At 59.8% G+C, this 20,054-nt stretch carries 16 protein-coding genes; 7 read left to right on the forward strand and 9 right to left on the reverse strand.

The window, feature by feature from the left end:
* Positions 1-2 precede the first annotated feature (2 nt).
* The 3 genes from BTN45_RS16665 to BTN45_RS16675 all read left to right on the forward strand — a co-directional run bounded on the left by BTN45_RS16665 (position 3) and on the right by BTN45_RS16675 (position 3,374).
* The gene (locus BTN45_RS16665) at positions 3-1,058 is read left to right on the forward strand and encodes an aldo/keto reductase (protein WP_035206891.1); all 1,056 of its coding nucleotides are present in this window, start codon (positions 3-5) and stop codon (positions 1,056-1,058) included.
* A 68-nt stretch (positions 1,059-1,126) separates the two neighbouring features.
* A complete protein-coding gene (locus BTN45_RS16670; protein WP_207590082.1) occupies positions 1,127-2,365 on the forward strand; it encodes an acyl-CoA dehydrogenase family protein in 1,239 nt (412 codons plus the stop codon).
* Between the two features lie 37 nt (positions 2,366-2,402).
* Positions 2,403-3,374, forward strand: a complete 972-nt coding sequence (locus BTN45_RS16675) for a LysR substrate-binding domain-containing protein (RefSeq protein ID WP_207590083.1) — start codon at positions 2,403-2,405, stop codon at positions 3,372-3,374.
* Positions 3,375-3,390: 16 nt separating this feature from the next.
* Here the strand turns inward: BTN45_RS16675 and BTN45_RS16680 are convergent, their stop codons facing one another.
* The 8 genes from BTN45_RS16680 to BTN45_RS16715 form a co-directional block, all read right to left on the reverse strand.
* Positions 3,391-4,743 (reverse strand): LLM class flavin-dependent oxidoreductase, encoded by a 1,353-nt coding sequence (locus tag BTN45_RS16680; protein ID WP_173615203.1) that lies wholly within the window; start codon positions 4,741-4,743, stop codon positions 3,391-3,393.
* 39 nt (positions 4,744-4,782) lie between these two features.
* The gene (locus BTN45_RS16685; RefSeq protein ID WP_207590084.1) at positions 4,783-6,378 is read right to left on the reverse strand and encodes an ABC transporter substrate-binding protein; all 1,596 of its coding nucleotides are present in this window, start codon (positions 6,376-6,378) and stop codon (positions 4,783-4,785) included.
* 39 nt (positions 6,379-6,417) lie between these two features.
* The gene (locus BTN45_RS16690; protein WP_125271251.1) at positions 6,418-6,768 is read right to left on the reverse strand and encodes a DUF3088 domain-containing protein; all 351 of its coding nucleotides are present in this window, start codon (positions 6,766-6,768) and stop codon (positions 6,418-6,420) included.
* Positions 6,769-7,210: 442 nt separating this feature from the next.
* Positions 7,211-8,800, reverse strand: coding sequence for an ABC transporter substrate-binding protein (locus tag BTN45_RS16695; RefSeq protein ID WP_207590085.1), 1,590 nt, complete (start codon positions 8,798-8,800; stop codon positions 7,211-7,213).
* Between the two features lie 27 nt (positions 8,801-8,827).
* Positions 8,828-10,033 (reverse strand): M20 aminoacylase family protein, encoded by a 1,206-nt coding sequence (locus BTN45_RS16700; RefSeq protein ID WP_207590087.1) that lies wholly within the window; start codon positions 10,031-10,033, stop codon positions 8,828-8,830.
* A gap of 90 nt (positions 10,034-10,123) precedes the next feature.
* Positions 10,124-11,308 (reverse strand): LLM class flavin-dependent oxidoreductase, encoded by a 1,185-nt coding sequence (locus tag BTN45_RS16705; RefSeq protein WP_207590089.1) that lies wholly within the window; start codon positions 11,306-11,308, stop codon positions 10,124-10,126.
* Entirely contained in the window at positions 11,299-12,192 is an 894-nt protein-coding gene (locus BTN45_RS16710; protein WP_207590096.1) for an NmrA family NAD(P)-binding protein, read from the reverse strand. Before BTN45_RS16710 ends, BTN45_RS16705 begins: the two co-directional genes overlap by 10 nt.
* 7 nt (positions 12,193-12,199) lie before the next feature.
* The gene (locus BTN45_RS16715) at positions 12,200-13,267 is read right to left on the reverse strand and encodes an ABC transporter substrate-binding protein (protein WP_207590097.1); all 1,068 of its coding nucleotides are present in this window, start codon (positions 13,265-13,267) and stop codon (positions 12,200-12,202) included.
* Between the two features lie 345 nt (positions 13,268-13,612).
* On the opposite strand from BTN45_RS16715, the gene BTN45_RS16720 reads away from it, so the two are divergent.
* Positions 13,613-14,920, forward strand: a complete 1,308-nt coding sequence (locus BTN45_RS16720; protein WP_207590100.1) for an NtaA/DmoA family FMN-dependent monooxygenase — start codon at positions 13,613-13,615, stop codon at positions 14,918-14,920.
* A gap of 77 nt (positions 14,921-14,997) precedes the next feature.
* Here BTN45_RS16720 and BTN45_RS16725 read toward each other — a convergent pair whose 3' ends face one another.
* The gene (locus tag BTN45_RS16725) at positions 14,998-16,026 is read right to left on the reverse strand and encodes an LLM class flavin-dependent oxidoreductase (protein WP_113731914.1); all 1,029 of its coding nucleotides are present in this window, start codon (positions 16,024-16,026) and stop codon (positions 14,998-15,000) included.
* A gap of 423 nt (positions 16,027-16,449) precedes the next feature.
* Between BTN45_RS16725 and BTN45_RS16730 the strand changes: the two genes are divergently transcribed.
* From BTN45_RS16730 to BTN45_RS16740, 3 genes are all read left to right on the forward strand, one after another.
* Positions 16,450-17,598 (forward strand): mandelate racemase family protein, encoded by a 1,149-nt coding sequence (locus tag BTN45_RS16730; RefSeq protein WP_207590102.1) that lies wholly within the window; start codon positions 16,450-16,452, stop codon positions 17,596-17,598.
* 6 nt (positions 17,599-17,604) lie between these two features.
* Positions 17,605-18,234, forward strand: coding sequence for an SGNH/GDSL hydrolase family protein (locus tag BTN45_RS16735; protein ID WP_004445505.1), 630 nt, complete (start codon positions 17,605-17,607; stop codon positions 18,232-18,234).
* Positions 18,235-18,314: 80 nt separating this feature from the next.
* The gene (locus BTN45_RS16740; protein ID WP_004445506.1) at positions 18,315-19,913 is read left to right on the forward strand and encodes an ABC transporter substrate-binding protein; all 1,599 of its coding nucleotides are present in this window, start codon (positions 18,315-18,317) and stop codon (positions 19,911-19,913) included.
* Positions 19,914-20,054 lie beyond the last annotated feature (141 nt).

Here is a 20,054-nt window from a genome sequence, read left to right on the forward strand (position 1 = left end):
TAATGGTCGACTATCGCTATCTCGGACGCAGCGCGCTGAAAGTTTCACCGCTGAGCCTCGGCACGATGATGTTCGGAGGCCCGACGCCGGATGACGTGGCCTTCCGCATCATCGACAAGGCTCGCGAACAGGGCATCAATTTCATCGACACCGCCGATGTCTATCATGACGGAAAGTCGGAAGAGGTCGTCGGTCGCGGTATCAAGTCCAGTCGCGACCATTGGGTGCTGGCGACGAAATTCGTCAACTCCCATACCAAGGGCCCGAACCTTGGCGGCCATTCGCGCAAATGGGTGATCGAAACGGTCGAAAATTCGCTGCGCCGCCTCAACACCGATTATATTGACATCCTCTATTTCCACCGCGCCGTTTTCGATGCGCCGCTGGAAGAGCCGGTGCGCGCCATTGCCGACCTCATCCGCGCCGGCAAGCTGCGTTATTTCGGCGTGTCGAATTTCCGCGGCTGGCGCATCGCCGAAATTTCGCATCTGGCCGACCAGCTCGGCATCGACCGGCCGGTTGCCAGCCAACCGCTCTACAACATCGTCAACCGCACGGCCGAAGCCGAACAGTTGCCGGCGGCCAATCATTACGGCCTTGGCGTAGTCTCCTATTCGCCGCTCGCCCGCGGCGTGCTGACCGGCAAATACCAGCCGGGCGAACAGCCGGGCGCCGATACCCGCGTCGGCCGTGGCGACAAGCGCGTTTTGGAAACCGAATGGCGTCCGGAATCGGTCGAGATCGCCCAGAAGGTCGCGGCCCATGCCGCTTCGAAGGGTGTTTCGGCAGCCGATTTTGCACTCGCCTGGGTGCTGAACAACAAGTTCGTCACCGCCGCCATCACCGGCCCGCGCACCGAAGAGCACTGGGACGGATATATTCGCGCACTCGATGTGAAGATCGATGCTGAAGATGAAGCGCTGGTCGATAGCCTCGTCACGACAGGCCACCCCTCAACACCCGGTTTCAACGATCCGAGCCACCCTGTTGAAGGCCGTGTGCCGCGCAATCTTGAAGCCGCGCACCGCCCGGCGCTCAAGCCGCGCGCGGTCGCCTGATCGTCCAGAAGACCATGCCTGCGGCGCGCCGTGCCGCAGGCCCTCACATCCGCTCAGGGAAAACCGCAATGTCCACTCCGAAACTACAGACAACCACCACCGACAATTCCGGCGTACCGAGCCGTGACGAGATTCTGGCCCGGGCAAAGGACATTGCGGCTATCGCAGGAAAGGATGCCGCCCGCCGCGAACGCCAGCGGGAACTTCCTTACGATATCTTCGCCCTCATCAAGGAGGAGAAGATCGGTACATTGCGTATTCCCGAAGCCAAGGGCGGACCGGGCGGCTCGATTGCGGACTATATCGAGGTGCTGATGATCCTCGGCGAAGCCGACAGTAATATTCCGCACGCGCTTCGCAGCCATTTCAATTTTACCGAAAACCTCGCTCTCGCACCCATCGAGCTGGAAGACCGGCGGCATCTCGAACACGTGCTTGCGGGCAAGCTTTTCGCCGGTGCCAGCACCGAACAGGGCACCAAGCGCCCCGGCGAAATCACCACACGGCTCAGCGCCGATGGCGACCGTTACCGGCTGAACGGTCGCAAATGGTATGCGACCGGCACCGCCTTTGCCGATTTTGGCACTTTCAGCGCTATCGGCGATGACGAGCAACCGATCGGCGTGCTCATTCCGCTTGATCGCGCCGGCATCACCATCCTCGATGACTGGGACAGCATGGGCCAGCGCATGACGGCGAGCGGCGGTGTTCTGCTAGAGAATGTCGAGGTGCTGCCGCATGAATTGACGACCCGCAAGCTCGGCAGCCAGATCGGCCGGCACAGTTCGGCCATGCGGCAGCTGCACCTCGCCGCTTCGGCCGCTGGCGCCGTTCAGGGGGCGCTGAATGATGGCGTGGAGTATGTTTTGCGCCAGGCGCGCACCACGCTTCACAGCAGCGCCGAAACCGCCAATCAAGACCCCTTCGTGCAGAAGATGCTCGGCGAAATCAGTGCAGGCGCCTTCGCGGTGAAAACCCTCATCCGCGAAGCAGCCCGAACACTTGACCGTACCGCGGCCGCCTTCGCCACCGGCGATGAAGAGGCGATCGAGGCGGCCTTGCTGGAAGGCTCGCTCGCCACCGCCCGCACCCAGATCATTGCCTCGCAGCTGTCGCTGACCGTTGCCACCAACCTTTATGAACTGGGCGGCGGCTCGGCGACATCCAGCGACCGGAATTTCGACCGCCACTGGCGCAATATCCGCACCGTCTACAATCACAATCCGCTTGCCCACAAAGCGCGAGTGATCGGTGATTATTATCTCAACGGCACCACGACACATCTCAGGGAAGGCCGGGTGTTCTGACTGTGCGGAAGATGCAGGCGACAAAGGAGAAGCAGCAATGAGAACGGAGTTTATCGCTCCCGCCGGGGGCCGGACAGCTTTTCGCCTGCCCACGCTTTCCCGGCTGCCGCCGTTGACGGCCCTGCGCGCCTTTGTCGTGGCTGCCCGCCACGCCAGCTTCTCACGCGCGGCGGAGGAGCTGCATGTTTCGACCGCTGCCATCGGCCAGCAGGTCCGCATTCTCGAAACCCATCTCGGCCAGCCGCTTTTCAGCCGCCAGCGCGGAGAGTTGGTGCTGACCGATGCCGGCAGCGCGCTTTATCCCGGTCTGGCGGATGCTTTCGAGACCATGATCGGCAGTCTTTCCGACCTGATGGTTTCGAATGCACGGCCGCAGTTGAAAGTTCTGGCGGAAGGTTGCTTTGCAGCCCGTTGGCTGGCGCCGCGGCTGGGCAGCATCGTTCCGGCGCTCGGAGACGTCGAACTTTCGATCGAATCCATCGAGGGCGATACCGTCGATCTCACCCATTTCGATGCCGATTGCGCCATCGTGGCCACCGCCGCCCAAATTCCGGGCTTCATTCATGAACCGCTATTTCCCGATACCGTCAGCGCCGTCTGCACCCCGGAATTTGCAGCCCGCCACGGCCTTGCAGGCGAACCGGAGCGATTGCGTGATATCGGCTTTGCGCTGCTGCGTGGCAATGGCCTTGACCCGGCATTCGAGTGGGCGAACTGGCTTCGCGCCTGCCGCATTCCGCTCAGGCTTTCTGCGACGGGTCCACGTTTTTCACGCCAGACCGCGCTGATAGAAGCGATCTCATCCGGCCACGGCATAGGCCTCGTGCGTCATTCGCTGATTTCGGAAGAACTGAAAAGCGGCCGACTGATCGCTCCCTTTGGTTCGCCGCAGCCGACCGCCAGCCGCTATCACCTGCTGACCAGTCCTGACAGGCGGCGGCTGCCGGAGGTCGCATCTCTACTCGCTCTGTTGCGCGAGGATATGCGCGCTCTTGAGGCCGCCGCCTGAACACGCCCGTCCCACCTCAGGCGCGTTCCTTTTGCGGCTCTTTCGCCACGTAAATATTGTCAGGCCGTGGCAGGCCGTAGTGATCACGCAACGTGTCGCCCTCATAATCCTCACGGAAGAGGCCTCGTTGTTTGAGGATCGGCACCACCTCGTCCACGAAGAGATCAAACCCGCCATTCAGCCATGGCGGCATGATATTGAAGCCGTCGGCAGCACCCTCGCGAAACCAGGTCTCTATCCAGTCCGCCACCTGTTCCGGTGTGCCTGATATGACCTTGTGACCACGCCCGCCGGCAAGCCGGTGCAGCAATTGCCGGATCGTCGGGTTTTCCCGGTCGATGACATCTAGAACCAGCTGATGGCGGCTGCTGTTCGCCTGCGCGCGCGTCGCTTCCACGGCTTCCTGCGGCAGCGGCCGGTCGAGATCGGCTGATGAGAGGTCTATGCCGGTGATGCGCTGCAATTGCCCAAGCGAAAATGCCGGCTGGATGAGATCGTTGAAAGAGGCCTCAAGGTTTCGCGCCTCCGCTTCGGTTGATGCGATGAAGGGGCTGATGCCTGGCAAGATTTTCACATGGGCGGGATTGCGCCCCGTGGCCGCGACACGCCGCTTGATATCGGAATAAAAAGACCGCGCACTCTCCAGAGTCTGATGCGCGGTAAAGATTGCCTCAGCATAATGGGCGGCAAAGCCGCGCCCTTCTTCCGAGGAGCCTGCCTGAACATAGACTGGCCGTCCCTGCGGTGAACGAGGCACATTCAATGCGCCCCGCACCCGATAAAATTCGCCATCGTGATTGGCGGGATGGATGCGATCTGTTTCGGCAAACAGTCCGCTTTCCTTGTCGGCGACGATGGCATCGTCTTCCCAGCTGTCCCAGAGCTTCGTCACCACATCGACGAACTCGATGGCCTGACGGTAACGATCGGCATGCGGCGGGTGCTTCTGAAGATTGAAGTTGCCGGCCGCGGCATCGGCCGAGGTCGTGACGATGTTCCAGCCTACGCGGCCGCCGCTGATATGATCAACAGAGGCAAACAGCCGGGCGAGATTGTAAGGCTCATAATAGGTGGTCGACGCCGTGGCGATGAAGCCGATTTTTTCGGTGACGGCGGCGAGCGCCGCCAGCATGGTGATCGGCTCCAGCCGGTGGCGGGCGGCATAGCGGATATTGGCATCCAGTACCGGCGCATCCGCAAAGAAGATAGCATCCAGCTTCGCCGCCTCGGCCTTGCGGGCGATATCCTGATAAAGCCTGATATCGGTGACGCGGTGCGGCTCCGAATCCGGATGCCGCCAGGCGGCTTCGTGATGTCCGCCCGGATAGATGAAGGCGTTGAGAACAAGCTTTTCGGATTTTCTGCTCATGGAAATGACCTCACTGCTCTAAGAACCAACTGCGGCGGCTCACGCCTCCTTCGTCAGCCATGCCCTGGCCAGATTACCGCCGAGACCTTCGGCCCCCGTCGCATAATCCTTGATGCGCACGCTGCCGACGACCGGCTGGATGGGAGCGACGAGATTGATGACAGGAAGATCTTTCGCGACAACGGCCTGAAATTCCTTGAAGAAGGCAGCGCGTTTCTCGATGTCAGGCTCCACCGCCGCCGCTTCCAGCAGCCGGTCCACCTCCGGATTGGCGTAGTGGCTGGCATTTGAGAATGGCAGGCCGATCTTGAAGTTCTTGCTCCAGTAGACGCGCTGGACGCCGGCCGTCGGATCGAAAGTGTTGGACAAGGATTCCACCGAAAGGTCCCAGGCGCGGTCAGTGTAGACCACCTTCACATAGGTGCCGAAATCGAATTTCTGGATATCGGCCTCAATCCCGATCTTCGACAGCGCCTGCGCGATGAAATCCGAATAGGTCTGCGGATTGAACGGGTTGGTGGTGACGCGGAGCTTGAAACGCTTGCCGCCATCCTTGCGCGGGAAACCGGCCTCGTCCAGCAATTTTTCCGCCTGCGCGACGTCGAACTTGGCAAACCCGATATCGGGATTGTGGAACTTCGCAAGGCCGGGGCTGATCGGCGTCGGCGATGGCACGGCGTAACCGTAAAGCACGGTATCGATGAGCGCCGGAACATCGATGGCGTGGGCAATGGCCTGCCTGACCTTCAGTTCCTTCAGATATTCGTTCTCAAGATTGATGACCAGCTGGTTCTGCTGGCCGGCATAGGCATAGATGCGGTCATCCACCTTCAACGTCGGGATTGCTTTCAGCCGCTCCAGATCGGCGAGCGCCACAGGGTTAGGGCCAATATCCCCTTCCCCGGTTTCCAGCGCCGCCGCGCGGGCGCCCGCATCGTTGATGAGGCGAATAATAACGCGCTCCAGATAGGGGCGCGGCGCATCCCAGTAGTCGGCGTTTTTCTCCAGCAGGATATGGCTGCCGGGCACCCATTCCTTGAGCACGAAGGGGCCGCTGCCGATGATCTGTGCAGGCTTGGGATTGTCGGTCGGTTTGAAGGTTTCGAAGATGTGCTTCGGCACGATGGGCGATTCAGAGGACGCGAGCGCGGTGATCAGGCCCGGCGCCGGCTTGGAGAGCTTCACCTTTGCGGCCAGCGGATCGGAAGTATCGACGCTTTCGACATTCGCGAACGTCGCCCGACCGCGCGGATGGGCCTCTTTCAGTCGCAGGATGGAAAATTCCACATCCGCCGATGTTACCGGTTTGCCGTCATGGAATTTGGCCGTGGGCTGGAGGTGGAAAACATATTCCAGCCCGTCCGCCGAAACGCTCCATTCCCTGGCAAGGCTCGGCTTGGGCGAAAGCTCGTAGTCATAGGTCAGAAGCCCGTCATAAATCTTCGAGCCGATGAACTGCGGGCCACCCGCGCTGGTGTTGATGGCCACGAGCTGGGTCGGCTCAGGGAAATACACGATCTTCAGTGTGCCGCCCGAAACCGGCTCTTCGGCCGCGGCGAAAGACCCGCCCGGAAGTGCCACGAATGCGCCGGCAGCAAGTGCGATCTTATGAAACTGGCGTCTGGAAATGGTCATATCTGTCTCCGAAAAATCCGATAGGCGGGGTGCGGCAACTCAGTGCAGCTGCGGGAACCCGTGGCGCTCGGCGAGGATTTGCAAAATGCGTTTGGTGTCCTGAATGAAATGCGTCTCGCCCTTGACCGTGACGTCGGCAGGCGCGTCACCGGCGAAGATGAACAGCGGCAGCGACTGATTTTCCTCCCCCACGGCGGCGATAACCGCCTCACGTGGGCGCTGGAACCCCACGCGGTGGACGTCGATCCCAGCGGCAAGGTCAGGAAACGCGGCGAGCAGACCCTCGATCTGGTTACAATGCGGACAGACGAACCGGACACCGGGGTGCTTGGGGTCCTCGAAACCGGGAGCGATCAAAAAAAGCGTATCCTTGGCCATGGCATCCATCATGTAAGGGTGAGATTTCCAGCTCACAGTGCAGGTGGCCATAGCGCGGGTCCAGAAAGCAATTCTTGCTTGGAAACGAAGAAAAGCTTTGCGCTAAATTATTGATGAAATTGATTTTTTCGAAGTTTTCGTGGATGGCATCGCTGTTTCACCCGATCTGTCTCATGCGCAAAGTTTTTCCCTGAAACAGGCTTGCCGCGCGAAGGTGCAAACAGGATGGAGGGTGGGTTTCGGCAATAAAAAACCCGGCAGAATTGCCGGGTTCTGGTGAGATGCTGTTGGCGTAAAACCTCTCCTTCGTCATGCTGAGGCCTGTCCCCAGCATCTGCAACCTGCAAGGCGTAGGATGCCGTGGCAGATCCTCTGTGCAAGACCGAGGATGACGTTGAATGCGGAGAAAAGTTCGTCATAAATCTCGCGCCGCAGGGTGATCGGATTTCTGTCCTCACTCGCTTTTCCAGGCCGTCGCCAGATCGCCATAGGCAATGTCGATGGTCGTCACGAGCGATTTCAGGCTGGTGTTGCGTAGAATGACGGTCGGCAAAGCAACGATCGAGAAATTCGGCAGGTCATCGCCGACGACTTTCTGGATCTCACGGAACTGCCCGGCCCGCTTCGTTTCATCAACCTCGATGGCGGCCGCCCGGAAAAGATTGTCCACCGTGGGATTGTTATAGTGGGCGGCGTTGACATAAGGCGCGGGGTTCTTGATGCCATCGGACCAGTAAAGACGCTGCACCCCCGCCGTCGGATCGAACAACCGGCTGATGCCGTTCACCGTCAGGTCGAAACCGCGCTCCGTATAAACGCGCTTGATGAAGGTGGCGAGATCGCCTTCGACGATATCCACCTTCACGCCGAGTTTGCCGAAGGATGAGCGGAGATATTCGGACGTTTTACGGAAGACGTCGGACGGCAGAAAAGCGAGCCGCAGCGAAAAGCGGGTGCCATCCGCGCCCTTCGGGTAACCGGCCTTGTCCAGCAACTCATTCGCCTTGGCGAGATCGAAGGGATAAGTGAAAGGCTTTTCGTCGTTATAGGCGGTGAAGACCGCCGGGATGTTGGAACCGGCAGGTTTCGCCGTCCCGAAGAAGATGGCGTCATTGATGAAATCGCGGTCGATGGCGTGGGCCAGCGCGTGACGCACCTCCTTCTTCGCCAGGATTGGGTTCTCCAGATTGAACTCGAACACGGCCGCATTGTTGAGATAAGCGTCGGTATAGACCTCCACAGCCAGTTTCGGATTTTGCCGCAGGCGCTCAAGATCGCTGTAGGAGACGTCGGCGGTGTAATCCGCCTCACCCGTCTCCACGGAAATGGTGGTGGAAGCCGTGTCAGCGACGAACCGTGCCACGAAACCATCGAGGTAGGGCAGATCGGCCTGCCAGTAATCCGGGTTCTTCTTCAGCTTCACGTAGCTGCCGCGTTTCCATTCCTCGAACACGAAAGGGCCTGTGCCGATTGGCGCATTGCCGTTCGGGCTTTCATTGTAGTTTTCCGAAGCATAGGCATGGGCCGGCAATATGGGCGTTTCGCCGCCCGTCAGCGCGCGCAGAAGATAAGGCGCGGGTTTGGAAAGCACTACCACGGCCGTCAGCGGATCAGGCGTTTCGATATCGGCAACATTGGCGAAGGTGATGCGCCCCCGCGGTCCGACCTTCTTGAAGGCAAGCAACGAAAATTTGACGTCCTGCGATGTGAAATCCTTGCCATCATGCCATTTGACACCCTTGCGCAATTTGAAAGTATAGCGCAGCCCGTCGGCCGATGTTTCCCAGCTTTCGGCCAGAACCGGATGCGGTTTGAACTCGCTGTCGAACCGCACCAGACCCTCAAGGATTTTCGTGGAAATGGCGCGGGTGCGCGTATTGGAATCGGAAAGCGGCACCAGCGTCGTTGGCTCACCAAGACCTGCAAAAGTGACGATCCCGCCCTTTTTCGGCGTTTCCGCCGCCAGCGTCGGCAGGGATGGCAGCAATGTGGCTCCGGCCAGGGCGGCACTCAGAAGCAATGTCTTACGTCTTGTAATATCCATGGATGTTTCCTCTTACAGACTTGTTTTTTAAATTTCAGCAGGTTTCAGCCGAGTTTCCACCAGCCGTGCGAACAGGGTCGCGCCGACGGGCAGGATGTCGTCGTCAACGATGAAACCGGGATTGTGGGCAGGTACCGTGCCGGAATGGCCAAGGGTGAAAAACGCACCCGGTGCGTGTTTCAAAAGATCGGCGAAATCCTCGCTGCCCATGAAGCGGCCGGGCTCGGTGGAAACGCGCTCGTCTCCCAGAACCTCGCGCGCCACGCCGGCAACGATTTCCACTGACACGTCATCATTGGTGAGGACCGAGAATATGTCGCGAATATCCACCTCAGCAGTCAGGCCATAGGCAGCAGCGATGTGATCCGAGATGGTGCGGATGCGGCCCCTTATGGTTTCGCGCACGCTGTCGGAGAAGGCTCGCACTGTTCCGGCAATCGCGGCCGTTTCGGGAATGACGTTATAGGCTGATCCAGCTTCGATGCGCGTGATCGACAGCACGGCGGGATCGGTGGGCGATACGTTGCGGCTGACGATGGTCTGCAGCGCCTGGATCAGTTCACCCGTTGCCGGCACCGGGTCGCGGGAGACATCGGGATGCGCGGCGTGAGCACCCCGGCCCTTGAGCCGGATGTCAAAGAAATCCGCACCAGCCAGAATGGTGCCCGGCGAAACCTTGAGGTGATTGGGCGCGGCATGGGTGGAATTGTGGAGCCCGTAAATCTCGTCGACCGGAAAATCCTTGAACAGCCCATCGGCAATCATGGCGCGCGCGCCGCCCAGCCCCTCTTCGGCAGGCTGGAAAATGAACACCACCGTGCCGGCGAAATCGCGGGTTTCCGCCAGATAACGGGCGGTGCCGAGCAGGATGGTGGTGTGCACATCATGCCCGCAGCCATGGAACTTTCCGGGGTAGACGGACGCATAGGGCAGACCGGTTTCCTCGGGCATCGGCAGGGCATCCATATCGGCCCGGAGCCCGATGGAGCGATTGCCCGCATGACGGCCGCGTAGCACGCCAACCACGCCGGTCTTGCCATAACCGCGATGAACCTCGATGCCCCAGGAAGCAAGCTTTTCAGCGACGATGCCTGACGTGCGAACCTCCTCGAAGCCGATTTCGGGATGCTGGTGCAGGTCGTGGCGGATGGAGACGAGCTCGGGAACAAACGTCCCGATCCGGTCGATGATTTTAGGGGCGGGTGTTTTAACGGGATCGACGGCGATATTCACGGTATCTCCTCAGGACAAAAAATATCGTTCTCGCAATCGGACGATTGCGAAGGATTGGCTTCGGATAGGAAAATCAGGGCTGGAAAGGCGTCAGAGCCTCAGGCCCGCCTCCTTCATCAAGGGCAGAATACGCTCGGCGAAATAATCGAGGTCTTCGCGGAAATCGTAGAAATTCAGCTGAACGCCATCGATCCCCGCCTTCTTCAGGCCGACAAGCTGCTCGACCACCTGTTCCGGCGAGCCGATGATTTCGATATTGCCACCTAGATTGCGGCCCTGCTTGTGGCGTGCATCACCGCGTCCGCGCCAGGCATGGGCGTCGCTGTCGTAATTGTTGGTGGCGAAAGCACGCGTGCCGGGCTGCGGCTTTCCGGCCTCGATGGCATCGGCATAGGCGATCGCCTCCTTCTCCGTATCGCGACTGACAATGATCGGATTGATGATCGTCTTCACCTGCCGGCCATAGGCTTTGGCGCGGTTCTTGATGGTGGCGACATGATCGGGAAGCGTTTCGAGCGCACTGTCTATATGCGCACCGCCCGGCGAAGTGACGAAAACCAGATCGGAATGACGGGCGGCGAAATCGATACCGGCGGGAGAACCCGTCGCTGTCACCAGCGGGGGGCGGCCGAAGGCGGGCTTCGGCGTGATCCAGCCATTGTTGATCGCCCACGGGTTGAGCTTGCCTTCATAAGTGAAGTTTTCGGTTTCTCCCCAAAGGCGGTGGAGCACATCGAACAATTCCCCCGCCATGTCATAACGCTTGTCATGATCGATCCGCTGCCAGCCGAACATTTCATGTTCGATGGCACGGTGGCCGGTGACGATGTTGATGCCCCAGCGCCCTTTGGCGATATGATCCAGCGTCGCGCCATATTTGGCGAGATGCAGCGGATGCAGGGGCCCGTAAAGAACGTGGATGGTGGAGATCAGCAATATGCTCTTCGTCACCGCCGCCATCGCGCCAAGCGCAATGAAACTGTCAAGCGAGGATTCACCGTCATAACCACCCTTCGGCAGCCATTGCGTGCGACTAAAGGCGATTTCGAAACCGAGCTCTTCGGCACGCTTCACCAGCTCGACATTGTAATCGAAGGTCCAGCTGTTGCTGGTCGGCAAGCTGGAGAAATTGATATCCTGCAGATTGAGGAACAGACCGAGCATCAGGGGCTGCTTTATGACGCGACTGAGCGGGCTGTCGTCGAAATCGGCCGGGCCTTTCAGCTCAAGACCCTTTAGCTCAGAATCTTCGGGCAATGGAACAGTCAGCGCCATGTCTTTTCTCCCTCGGAATGATCGCCCTGTGGGGCAGTCGCCAGCCGCGCGCGCAGATAATCTTCGACACTGCGGGGCTGGCGGCCGGTGATATGGTAGATGGCGTCGGTGATGGATGCGGCGAAACCTTCGCGGATGAGTTCTCCGAATTCACCGATCGCCGTCTGTTCGAAAGCGCCGATATGCGGCGGAAAGACGGGGGCAGCATGGTGCGAAACGCCAACGGGCCGATGCAGGATACGGGCCGCAATGCGGGCAATTTCCAGCGCCGTCAGCGCTTCGCGTCCGGTCAGCACCAATGGGCCGACGAGCGGTGCGCTTGAAGCCAGAGCCTGTACAGCGACATCGGCAATATCGTCGGCATCGATGAAGGAGACCGCCGCATCGCCGAAACGGGCCGGCACGTCCTCGCCCTTGCGAAGCGCGGCGACAACAGGCTCCAGCGCAACCTGCATCCAGGCGTTCGGCCGCAACATCGTATGCGCGATGCCGCTTGCCGCCAGATATTGTTCCACCTCGCCATGCGCCGCTCCCGAAATCGAGCGTGCAGCATTTCCAATAGTCCAGTCGGAACCGGATATTTTCACGATCCGCGATATACCGGCGGAGAGAGCGGCATCGATGACCGTCTTCTGGTCTGCCGCCAGCGTCTCCCCGATGGGCGAAAGCAGAAACACCCTGTCGGTCCCCTGCGCTGCCGCCTTCAGGCTGGCCCGATCGGAAAAATTACCCTCCGCAATCTCGACCCTGTCGCCCCACAGCTTCAGCGTGTCTTCGCGCCGGCGGGTCAATACCCGAACCTCCGCCTGACGTTGCAAAAGACGGCTGACGACCCTTTGCCCGAGCTTGCCCGTTGCACCCGTTACAAGAATGATGGCTGCCATGATGTTATCATCTCCCAACAATATGGTGCGCGGTATCCTGCGGTGCAGAAAGGGCGCGTGGATCGGCCCAGTCCTGGACATCGAAATCTTCGGGAATGAATTTCCATTGCAGCAGGAAATCCTTGAAGTGACTGAGCGCATCCAGCTCAGCCGGATCGAGATCGAGTCTCAGATTGCGATATACGTCCGGGCCATTCGCAGCGAGAACCGCCTCCTCGCTGACGCCGATCTCGCGAGCGATGAAACGCACGGCCTCCCCCGGATTGTCATTTGCCCAATCCGCAACGCGCTGAACCGTGGCCACCAGTTCCGCTACCAGATCCGGACGCTCATCGGCAAAAGTGGCGTCCACGGTCAGGGGACGCGGCGTACCGTTATTGATGCGGATCTTCGGATCAGGGTGAAAACCCGTCGATACCACGACCTGCGCGGCGATGAGATTGGCGACAGTGACGCCTTCCGCGCCCTTGACGAAAAATGCATCGATTTGGCCCCGGTGTAATGCTGCGATTTCCTCGCCATAGGGAAGCCGCCGGCGCAGACCGTGGAACCGTTCCTCCGTCGGGCCGAGCAGCACGGGTTCTTTGGCAGCAAGCTCGACAAGCTCGACATCTGCGATGGAAAGCCCCGAGACCGTCAATGCCGACACGATGCCCTTGAGCGACGTGGCACGCTGGAAATCGATGATCTCGTCCGGGCGCTTCGGCAGACCGATGCGCCGCCCCTTCAGGTCGCTTCCCTTACTTATGCCACTTGCGGGCAAGGCAATGACGGCCTGGAACTCGTCGGTTCTTGTCAGCCCCACCAGCCGTGTTTTCCGGCCACCGGATTTCGCCCAGATCGGCGGGATGTTGCCGCCCTGACGGAATGACCAGTCCAGCCGATGATCAAAATGACTCTGGCGAATGGCTGGATCGGCCGCATCGCGAATGGAGGAAACGGAGATGCCGTGCTTGGCAAAACTCTGCTCAATCCAGCCCAGTTGCGTTGCGATGGAAAGCGGCGTGGGCGCCGGGCAGCGTGTATACCACACCGTTACGGGTTGGGTTCCCTGGCGAAGAGCGGCGTTGGCCATGGCGTTCGTCCTCGAAATTGCGATCTGGACGGCACGCTACACGCCATAAAACATTTTCTATAGATAAAGTGTACTATTTCAAACGCGATTGAGGAAATTCGTTTCCATCTTACCAGCTCATGCGCCGCGTGGCGGAATATCCTTTCGATAAAAGCAGGATTTCGCCGGGATTTTTGTCGGGCATCGATCAGATCGACCACGCGTGGGTGAAACTGGAGACGAAAGTTTTTCTTCTCCGCACAGCAAGGATTTTTAACTCGCGACCGGCCCCCCGGCTGTTACGCTTCCCGCAGTTGCGCGGCCATACAGGCCGATAATCCAACACCCGAAAGAAAAAGTGGCAGCATGAGCAAGACCAAACGCCGGCTCAATCTCAACGTCGGCATCAACACGACAGGATATCTCGCCAATGCCTGGAAATATCGGAGCGGAGACCGGCACGATATAAACGATATCGGATATTACCGACGACTGACGGAACTGGCGCATAAGGGCCGGTTCGACGCCGTTTTCCTTTCCGACCACCCGGCACTGCTGACCGACCCGGCAAGCCGGCCGTTCCACACCATTGATCCGCTCATCCTCTCGACATCGCTTGCCGCACAGGTGCCGGATATCGGCTTTGTGGCAACCGTGTCCTCCACCTACAATTCGCCCTATAATTTCGCCAGACGAACTCAATCCATCGATCTCGTCACCGGCGGCCGGCTGATCGTCAATATCGTTTCTTCCTTTAATCCCAATGTTGCCGCCAATTTTGGCAACGACCCGCTGCCGCCGCGCAGCGAACGTTATGCCAAGGCTACCGAATTCCTGGATGTCGCAAAAAAGCTCTGGTCTAGCTGGGACCCCCGCCGCGAGAGCGACGTGCCGGAGAACCGCTTCTGGGATGCGGCGACAGCCGAAACCATCGATCATGAGGGGCAATATTTCCATGTCAAAGGCCCCCTCAACGTTCCGCGCGGGCCGCAGGGGCATCCCGTTATCGCGCAGGCCGGCGCCTCCGAAGGCGGCATTGATCTCGCGGCACGCCATGGCGAGATCATCTATTGCAATATTCTGTCACGTCCCGCAGGGCAGGCCTTTGGCAAGAAGGTCCGCGACCGCGCCGTCTCCCTCGGGCGCGATCCCTCTGGCATCCGCATCGTTCCCGGCCTCGTCGTCATTCTCGGCGAAACCCGGCAGGAAGCCTTGCGTAAACATGAACTCTACAGCGGCGCCGGTTCGGAAGACGGTCTTCTGGCACGTTTCGCCAGAGAAAACGGCATAGAGCCTCGCGAGTTCGACCCCGACGCAAAACTCGATGCCGAACGTTTCATCCCCGATCAGAACCGGCAATGGGCGGTAGGCATGGGCCTTGGCCTTTCCGATCTTCTGACCCATGAAAAACTGACTGCCCGCGAGGCCGTACGCCGCTCGGAAGGACACCACCGGCTGCTGCTCGGCACGGCGGAAGAGGTAGCGGACGGCATTATCGACCTCTGGCAGGATGGCACAGTGGACGGCTACACATTACAGCCGCCACGGGCGCCCGATGATATCGCTGAATTCGTCGAACAAGTTGTTCCGGTACTGCAGGATCGTGGGGTTTACCCGCGCGAATATGAAGCCGCGACGATCCGCGACCGATATGGCCTGCCATACCCCGATTGAAGGACGGATGCAGCAATGTCGCTCAGTCGACCTCCCGCCGGCTTCCATTGAAAGTCGAATGGCGGGAGGTGGCGATGTTATTGCCCCATCGCCACTTTCAAAACCGGCCTTTCGCCGGAAAGCTGCGGCAGGACAGAGGCGAAATCCGTCACGATCTGGCGATAATCGTCCGGCTGGAATTCATAGGGAAGTTCGAGGCGGAATTCCGAGACAAACGGCAGAACGGGGTCGCTCGACAATCTTTCCAGAATCTCATGCGTCGTCCCGACGATATCCGGCAGGAAAAGCGTGCGGCGCGCCCCATGCGGCGAGGTCGTGCGCTTGTCCCGCTCGGCAACGAATTCGTGGTAACGGCGGCGCGTGGCGGGGCTTGCGCTATCGGTTGGCAGGATCACGCGGCCAAGAGCGACACGCGGTTCGCGCTCATGCGCCCAATCCTGCCGGAAGCGAGCAACGAGAGCCGCCTGCGCGGTCAGAAAATCATCGGTATTTTCGCCGCTGACAATATTGCCCGTCAGAAGATTGAACCCTGCCCTGCCAGCCCAGCGCGCAGAGTTCTGCGATCCACCGCCATACCATAACCGGTCCGTCAGCCCCTTGGCGACTGGCCTAAGCCGCGGCACCTGCGCACCGGCCGCATTGCCCGCCTCCGTCTCGTTCGACAGCGGCTCCGATCGCAGCGCCCTCGCCAGCTTCTCAGCGCGCGCGTGGCTGTAGTCCGCTTCGATAACCGTATCAACATAGTCGGAAATAAGATGGGCGAAGGGCGGTGCGCCCACCGAAACCCCCACATTCAGCCGTCCGCGCGACAGGACATCCACGGTGGCCAGATCCTCCGCCAGCCTGAATGGGTTCTCGTAACCGAGTTGAATAACGGCGGTGCCTAACCCGATCCGTCTGGTTCGTTGCGAAGCCGCAGCGAGGAAAGTCGCCGCAGAGGAGACACCCCGCTCCAGATGGCGCTGGCGGACCCAGGCGCTATGATAACCCAGCGCCTCTCCTGCTTCGAAAAGCTGCAGTGTTTCTTCCAGCCCCTGTCCCGGATCATCGTCATGATAGTTGCCCGGGACAAGAAAGGCGAAATGGGAGATGTGGGAAAGGGGCATGGGCGCGCATCCGGAAACGAGTTGAAACTCAGCGACGCAAATGCAGCCATCCTGGTTGGGAACGACCGCCCGATGCGACGCATGCTCACACAGCATGCATGATGAAGGCGGCAACTGGCGCGGCATGTTCGTTTATAGTCCCGGCCATTGTTGAAAGATCGTTGCGCGATTCAATAATACACTAAAATTGTAGACTATCCCTCCACACAGGTCGCCCTCACGCTTCCTCGGGTCTCTTTTGGACTGAGGCAAATTCGCCAAAGGCTGTTCCTCACCGCCGACCTGCGCAGCGTCGAGCACAAATGACCTTGATTTCTCCCTCCAACATGTAATACAGATTATCATACATGTTGACAAATATTGCACACATGTATGACATTGCGGCGACCAACAACGCCGAGATACCTGAATGAGGGAGGAATTATGATCATTACCGACGTCGAGGTCCGTGTTTTCCGCACGACGACCCGTCGGCACTCGGACAGTGCCGGTCACGCGCATCCGGGTCCGGCGCATCAGGTGGAACAGGCCATGCTGACGATCCGGACAGAGGACGGCCACGAGGGCCATTCTTTTACCGTGCCAGAGATCGTTCGCCCGCATGTCATCGAAAAATTCGTCAAGAAAGTCCTGATCGGTGAGGACCATCGAGACCGCGAACGGCTGTGGCAGGACCTTGCCCACTGGCAGCGCGGTTCGGCCGCCCAACTGACTGACCGCACGCTGGCGGTGGTTGACTGCGCGCTATGGGACCTTGCCGGCCGCTCCCTCAACCAACCTGTATACAAGTTGATCGGCGGTTATCGCGACAAGGTGCTCGCCTATGGCTCCATCATGTGCGGTGACGAACTGGAAGGCGGGCTGGCGACACCGGACGACTACGGCCGCTTTGCCGAAACACTGGTGAAGCGCGGCTACAAGGGCATCAAGCTGCACACGTGGATGCCGCCCGTCAGCTGGGCGCCGGATGTGAAGATGGACCTCAAGGCCTGCGCGGCCGTGCGCGAGGCGGTCGGCCCCGATATCCGCCTGATGATTGACGCCTTCCACTGGTACTCCCGCACCGATGCGCTGGCGCTGGGCCGTGGCCTCGAAAAACTCGGTTTCGACTGGATCGAGGAGCCGATGGATGAACAGTCGCTGTCCTCCTACAAGTGGCTTTCCGACAATCTCGATATTCCGGTCGTCGGCCCGGAAAGTGCGGCCGGCAAACACTGGCACCGTGCCGAATGGATCAAGGCCGGCGCCTGCGACATTCTGCGCACCGGCGTCAACGATGTCGGGGGCATCACACCGGCGCTGAAGACCATGCATCTGGCCGAAGCCTTCGGCATGGAGTGCGAAGTGCATGGAAATACCGCCATGAACCTGCATGTGGTTGCCGCCACCAAGAATTGCCGCTGGTATGAGCGTGGCCTGCTACATCCCTTCCTCGAATATGATGACGGCCACGACTATCTGAAGTCTCTGTCCGATCCGATGGACCGGGATGGCTTTGTCCACGTTCCCGACCGGCCGGGCCTTGGCGAGGACATCGATTTTACCTTCATCGACAACAACCGGGTGAGGTAACGGGCGATGAAAACGGTGCTCGCCTTCGGCGACAGCCTCACCTGGGGCGCGGACCCGGCAACGGGCCTAAGGCACCCCGCCGCATATCGCTGGCCGGAGGTTCTGGAAACCGAGCTTGCCGGCATGGCGAAAGTTTACCCCGAAGGTCTTGGCGGACGAACCACCTGCTACGACGACCACGCCGGTCCGGCCTGCCGCAACGGCGCGCGGGCGCTGGAAATAGCGCTCTCGTGCCATATGCCGCTTGACCTCGTCATAATCATGCTCGGCACCAATGACATCAAACCGGTGCATGGCGGACGCGCGGAAGCCGCCGTTTCCGGCATGCGCCGGTTAGCGCAGATCGTCGAGACCTTCATCTACAAGCCGCGAGAAGCGGTACCGAAACTGCTGATCGTTGCCCCACCGCCCTGCGTTGCAGGCCCCGGTGGAGAACCGGCGGGAGGGCGGGACGTCGGGCAATCGCTCAGGCTTGCACCGCTTTACCAAAAACTCGCTACCGAACTCGGACATCACTTCTTCGACGCCGGTTCGGTCGCCAGTGCTTCGCCGGTGGACGGCGTGCATCTGGACGCGCCGGCGACAGCGGCGATCGGCCGGGCCCTGGCCACGCCAGTCAAAGATATTCTTGGTTGATCACACGCCGCCCGAGGAGGAACCGGGCACGTGGATCGAAACGTGGAAGGCCGTATGAAGCGGCCGTATTGGGAGGAAAGATGAAACATTTTCTTGCAACAGCAGCACTTGGCGCCCTGCTGATCGGCGCCATGCCGCTCAGCACTTTTGCCGAGACGCCAAAGGACCAGCTCATTGTCGCCACGACCATGAGCAATATCCTCACACTCGACCCCGCCGCCATCACCGGCCGCGAGACCGTGCAGGTTCTGAACAATATCTATGACACCCTGATCGTGCTTTCGCCTGAGGACCGCAGCGTCCAGCCGCGCCTTGCCGAACGCTGGGAAATAGCCGAAGACCGGAAGTCGATCCGTTTCCATCTGCGTGCCGATGCCAAGTTCGCTTCCGGCAATGCCGTGACGGCAAAGGATGTGGCATGGAGCCTCAAACGGCTGCTCGCCCGCAATCTGGCGCAATCATCCTTTCTGAAAACCCGCGGTTTCAAGCTCGAAGAGGCCGACAAGCTTTTCGTTGCCGAAAGCGATCAGATCTTCGTGCTGAATATCCCCAAGCCCGACGATCCCAACCTTCTCCTGATGATCCTTGCCCAGAACGGTCCCGGCTCGATCATCGACAGCCAGACCGCGCTTGAGAATGAGAAGGATGGCGATCTCGGCGGCGCATGGCTGACGCTGAATTCCGCCGGCTCCGGCCCCTTCAAGCTGACCCAGTGGAAATCCAACGAATATATCATCCTCACCCGCAACGACGATTACTGGGGTGAAAAGGCCAAGATGAAGCGTATCCTGATGCGCCATCTGCCGGAATCGCAGTCGCAGCGGCTCATGCTGGAAAAGGGCGATATCGACGTTGCCTATTCCCTGCAGGCTCCGGATCTGAAATCACTTGAGGCCGACAAGGCCGTCACCATCGAATCCACGCCGGGCTCCGGTTTCTATTACCTCAGCGTTTCGATGAAGGACGAGAAATTCGCGAACAAGAAGGTGCGGGAGGCCCTGCGTTACCTGATTGATTACGATGGTCTCGACAAGGCGGTCATGCCCTATTACGGCAAGCTGCATCAGCGCTCCCTCAGCACCGGCGTCATGGGTGCGCTGCCGGACCAGGGCTACAAGCTCGATATTGAAAAAGCCAAGGCGCTTCTGGCCGAGGCCGGTTATCCTGATGGGTTCAAGACAACGCTGCGCGTGCTTTCGGAAGACCCGTTCATGAAAGCCGCAACGGCGATCCAGAACACGCTCGCCCAGGCAGGCATTCAGGCCGAGCTGATCAGCGGCTCCGGCGACCAGATCTATGGTGCGATGCGCGAGCGCAACTTCGAATTGCTGCTCGGCCGCGGTGGCGGCGGCCAGCAGCCGCACCCGGACAACAACCTGCGCTCGATTGCCTACAATCCCAATAATGCCGATGACGCCAAGCTCACGAATTACCAGAGCTGGCGCACCAGCTTCTTCGACGAAAAGCTGAACAAGATGATCGAGGAAGCGCTTGTCGAGCGCGATGCGGCAAAACAGACGAAGCTTTATGAAGACCTGCAGGGTTATATGGATGAAATCGTCATGTCCATTCAGCCATTCTCCGAAGTGGTCGACACCGCAGCCTTCCGCAGCGACGTCAAGGGCATGATCGTCAGCCCCTGGCTCTCGAGGTTTGAAGTGGTGAGCAAGGAGCGATAATCGGCGCCATATCTGCGAGTAAGAAAAGGCGCGGCTAACCCCGCGCTTTTTTGCTGCCAACGAGGCCTTACAAAGCCGAAATATTCCCCAAAAGTGAGGCATCCGCACTCCGTCACCCCGGACTAGATCCGGGGTCCAGCC

Source organism: Rhizobium sp. ZX09 (assembly GCF_017357485.1).
Lineage (GTDB): Bacteria > Pseudomonadota > Alphaproteobacteria > Rhizobiales > Rhizobiaceae > Agrobacterium > Agrobacterium pusense.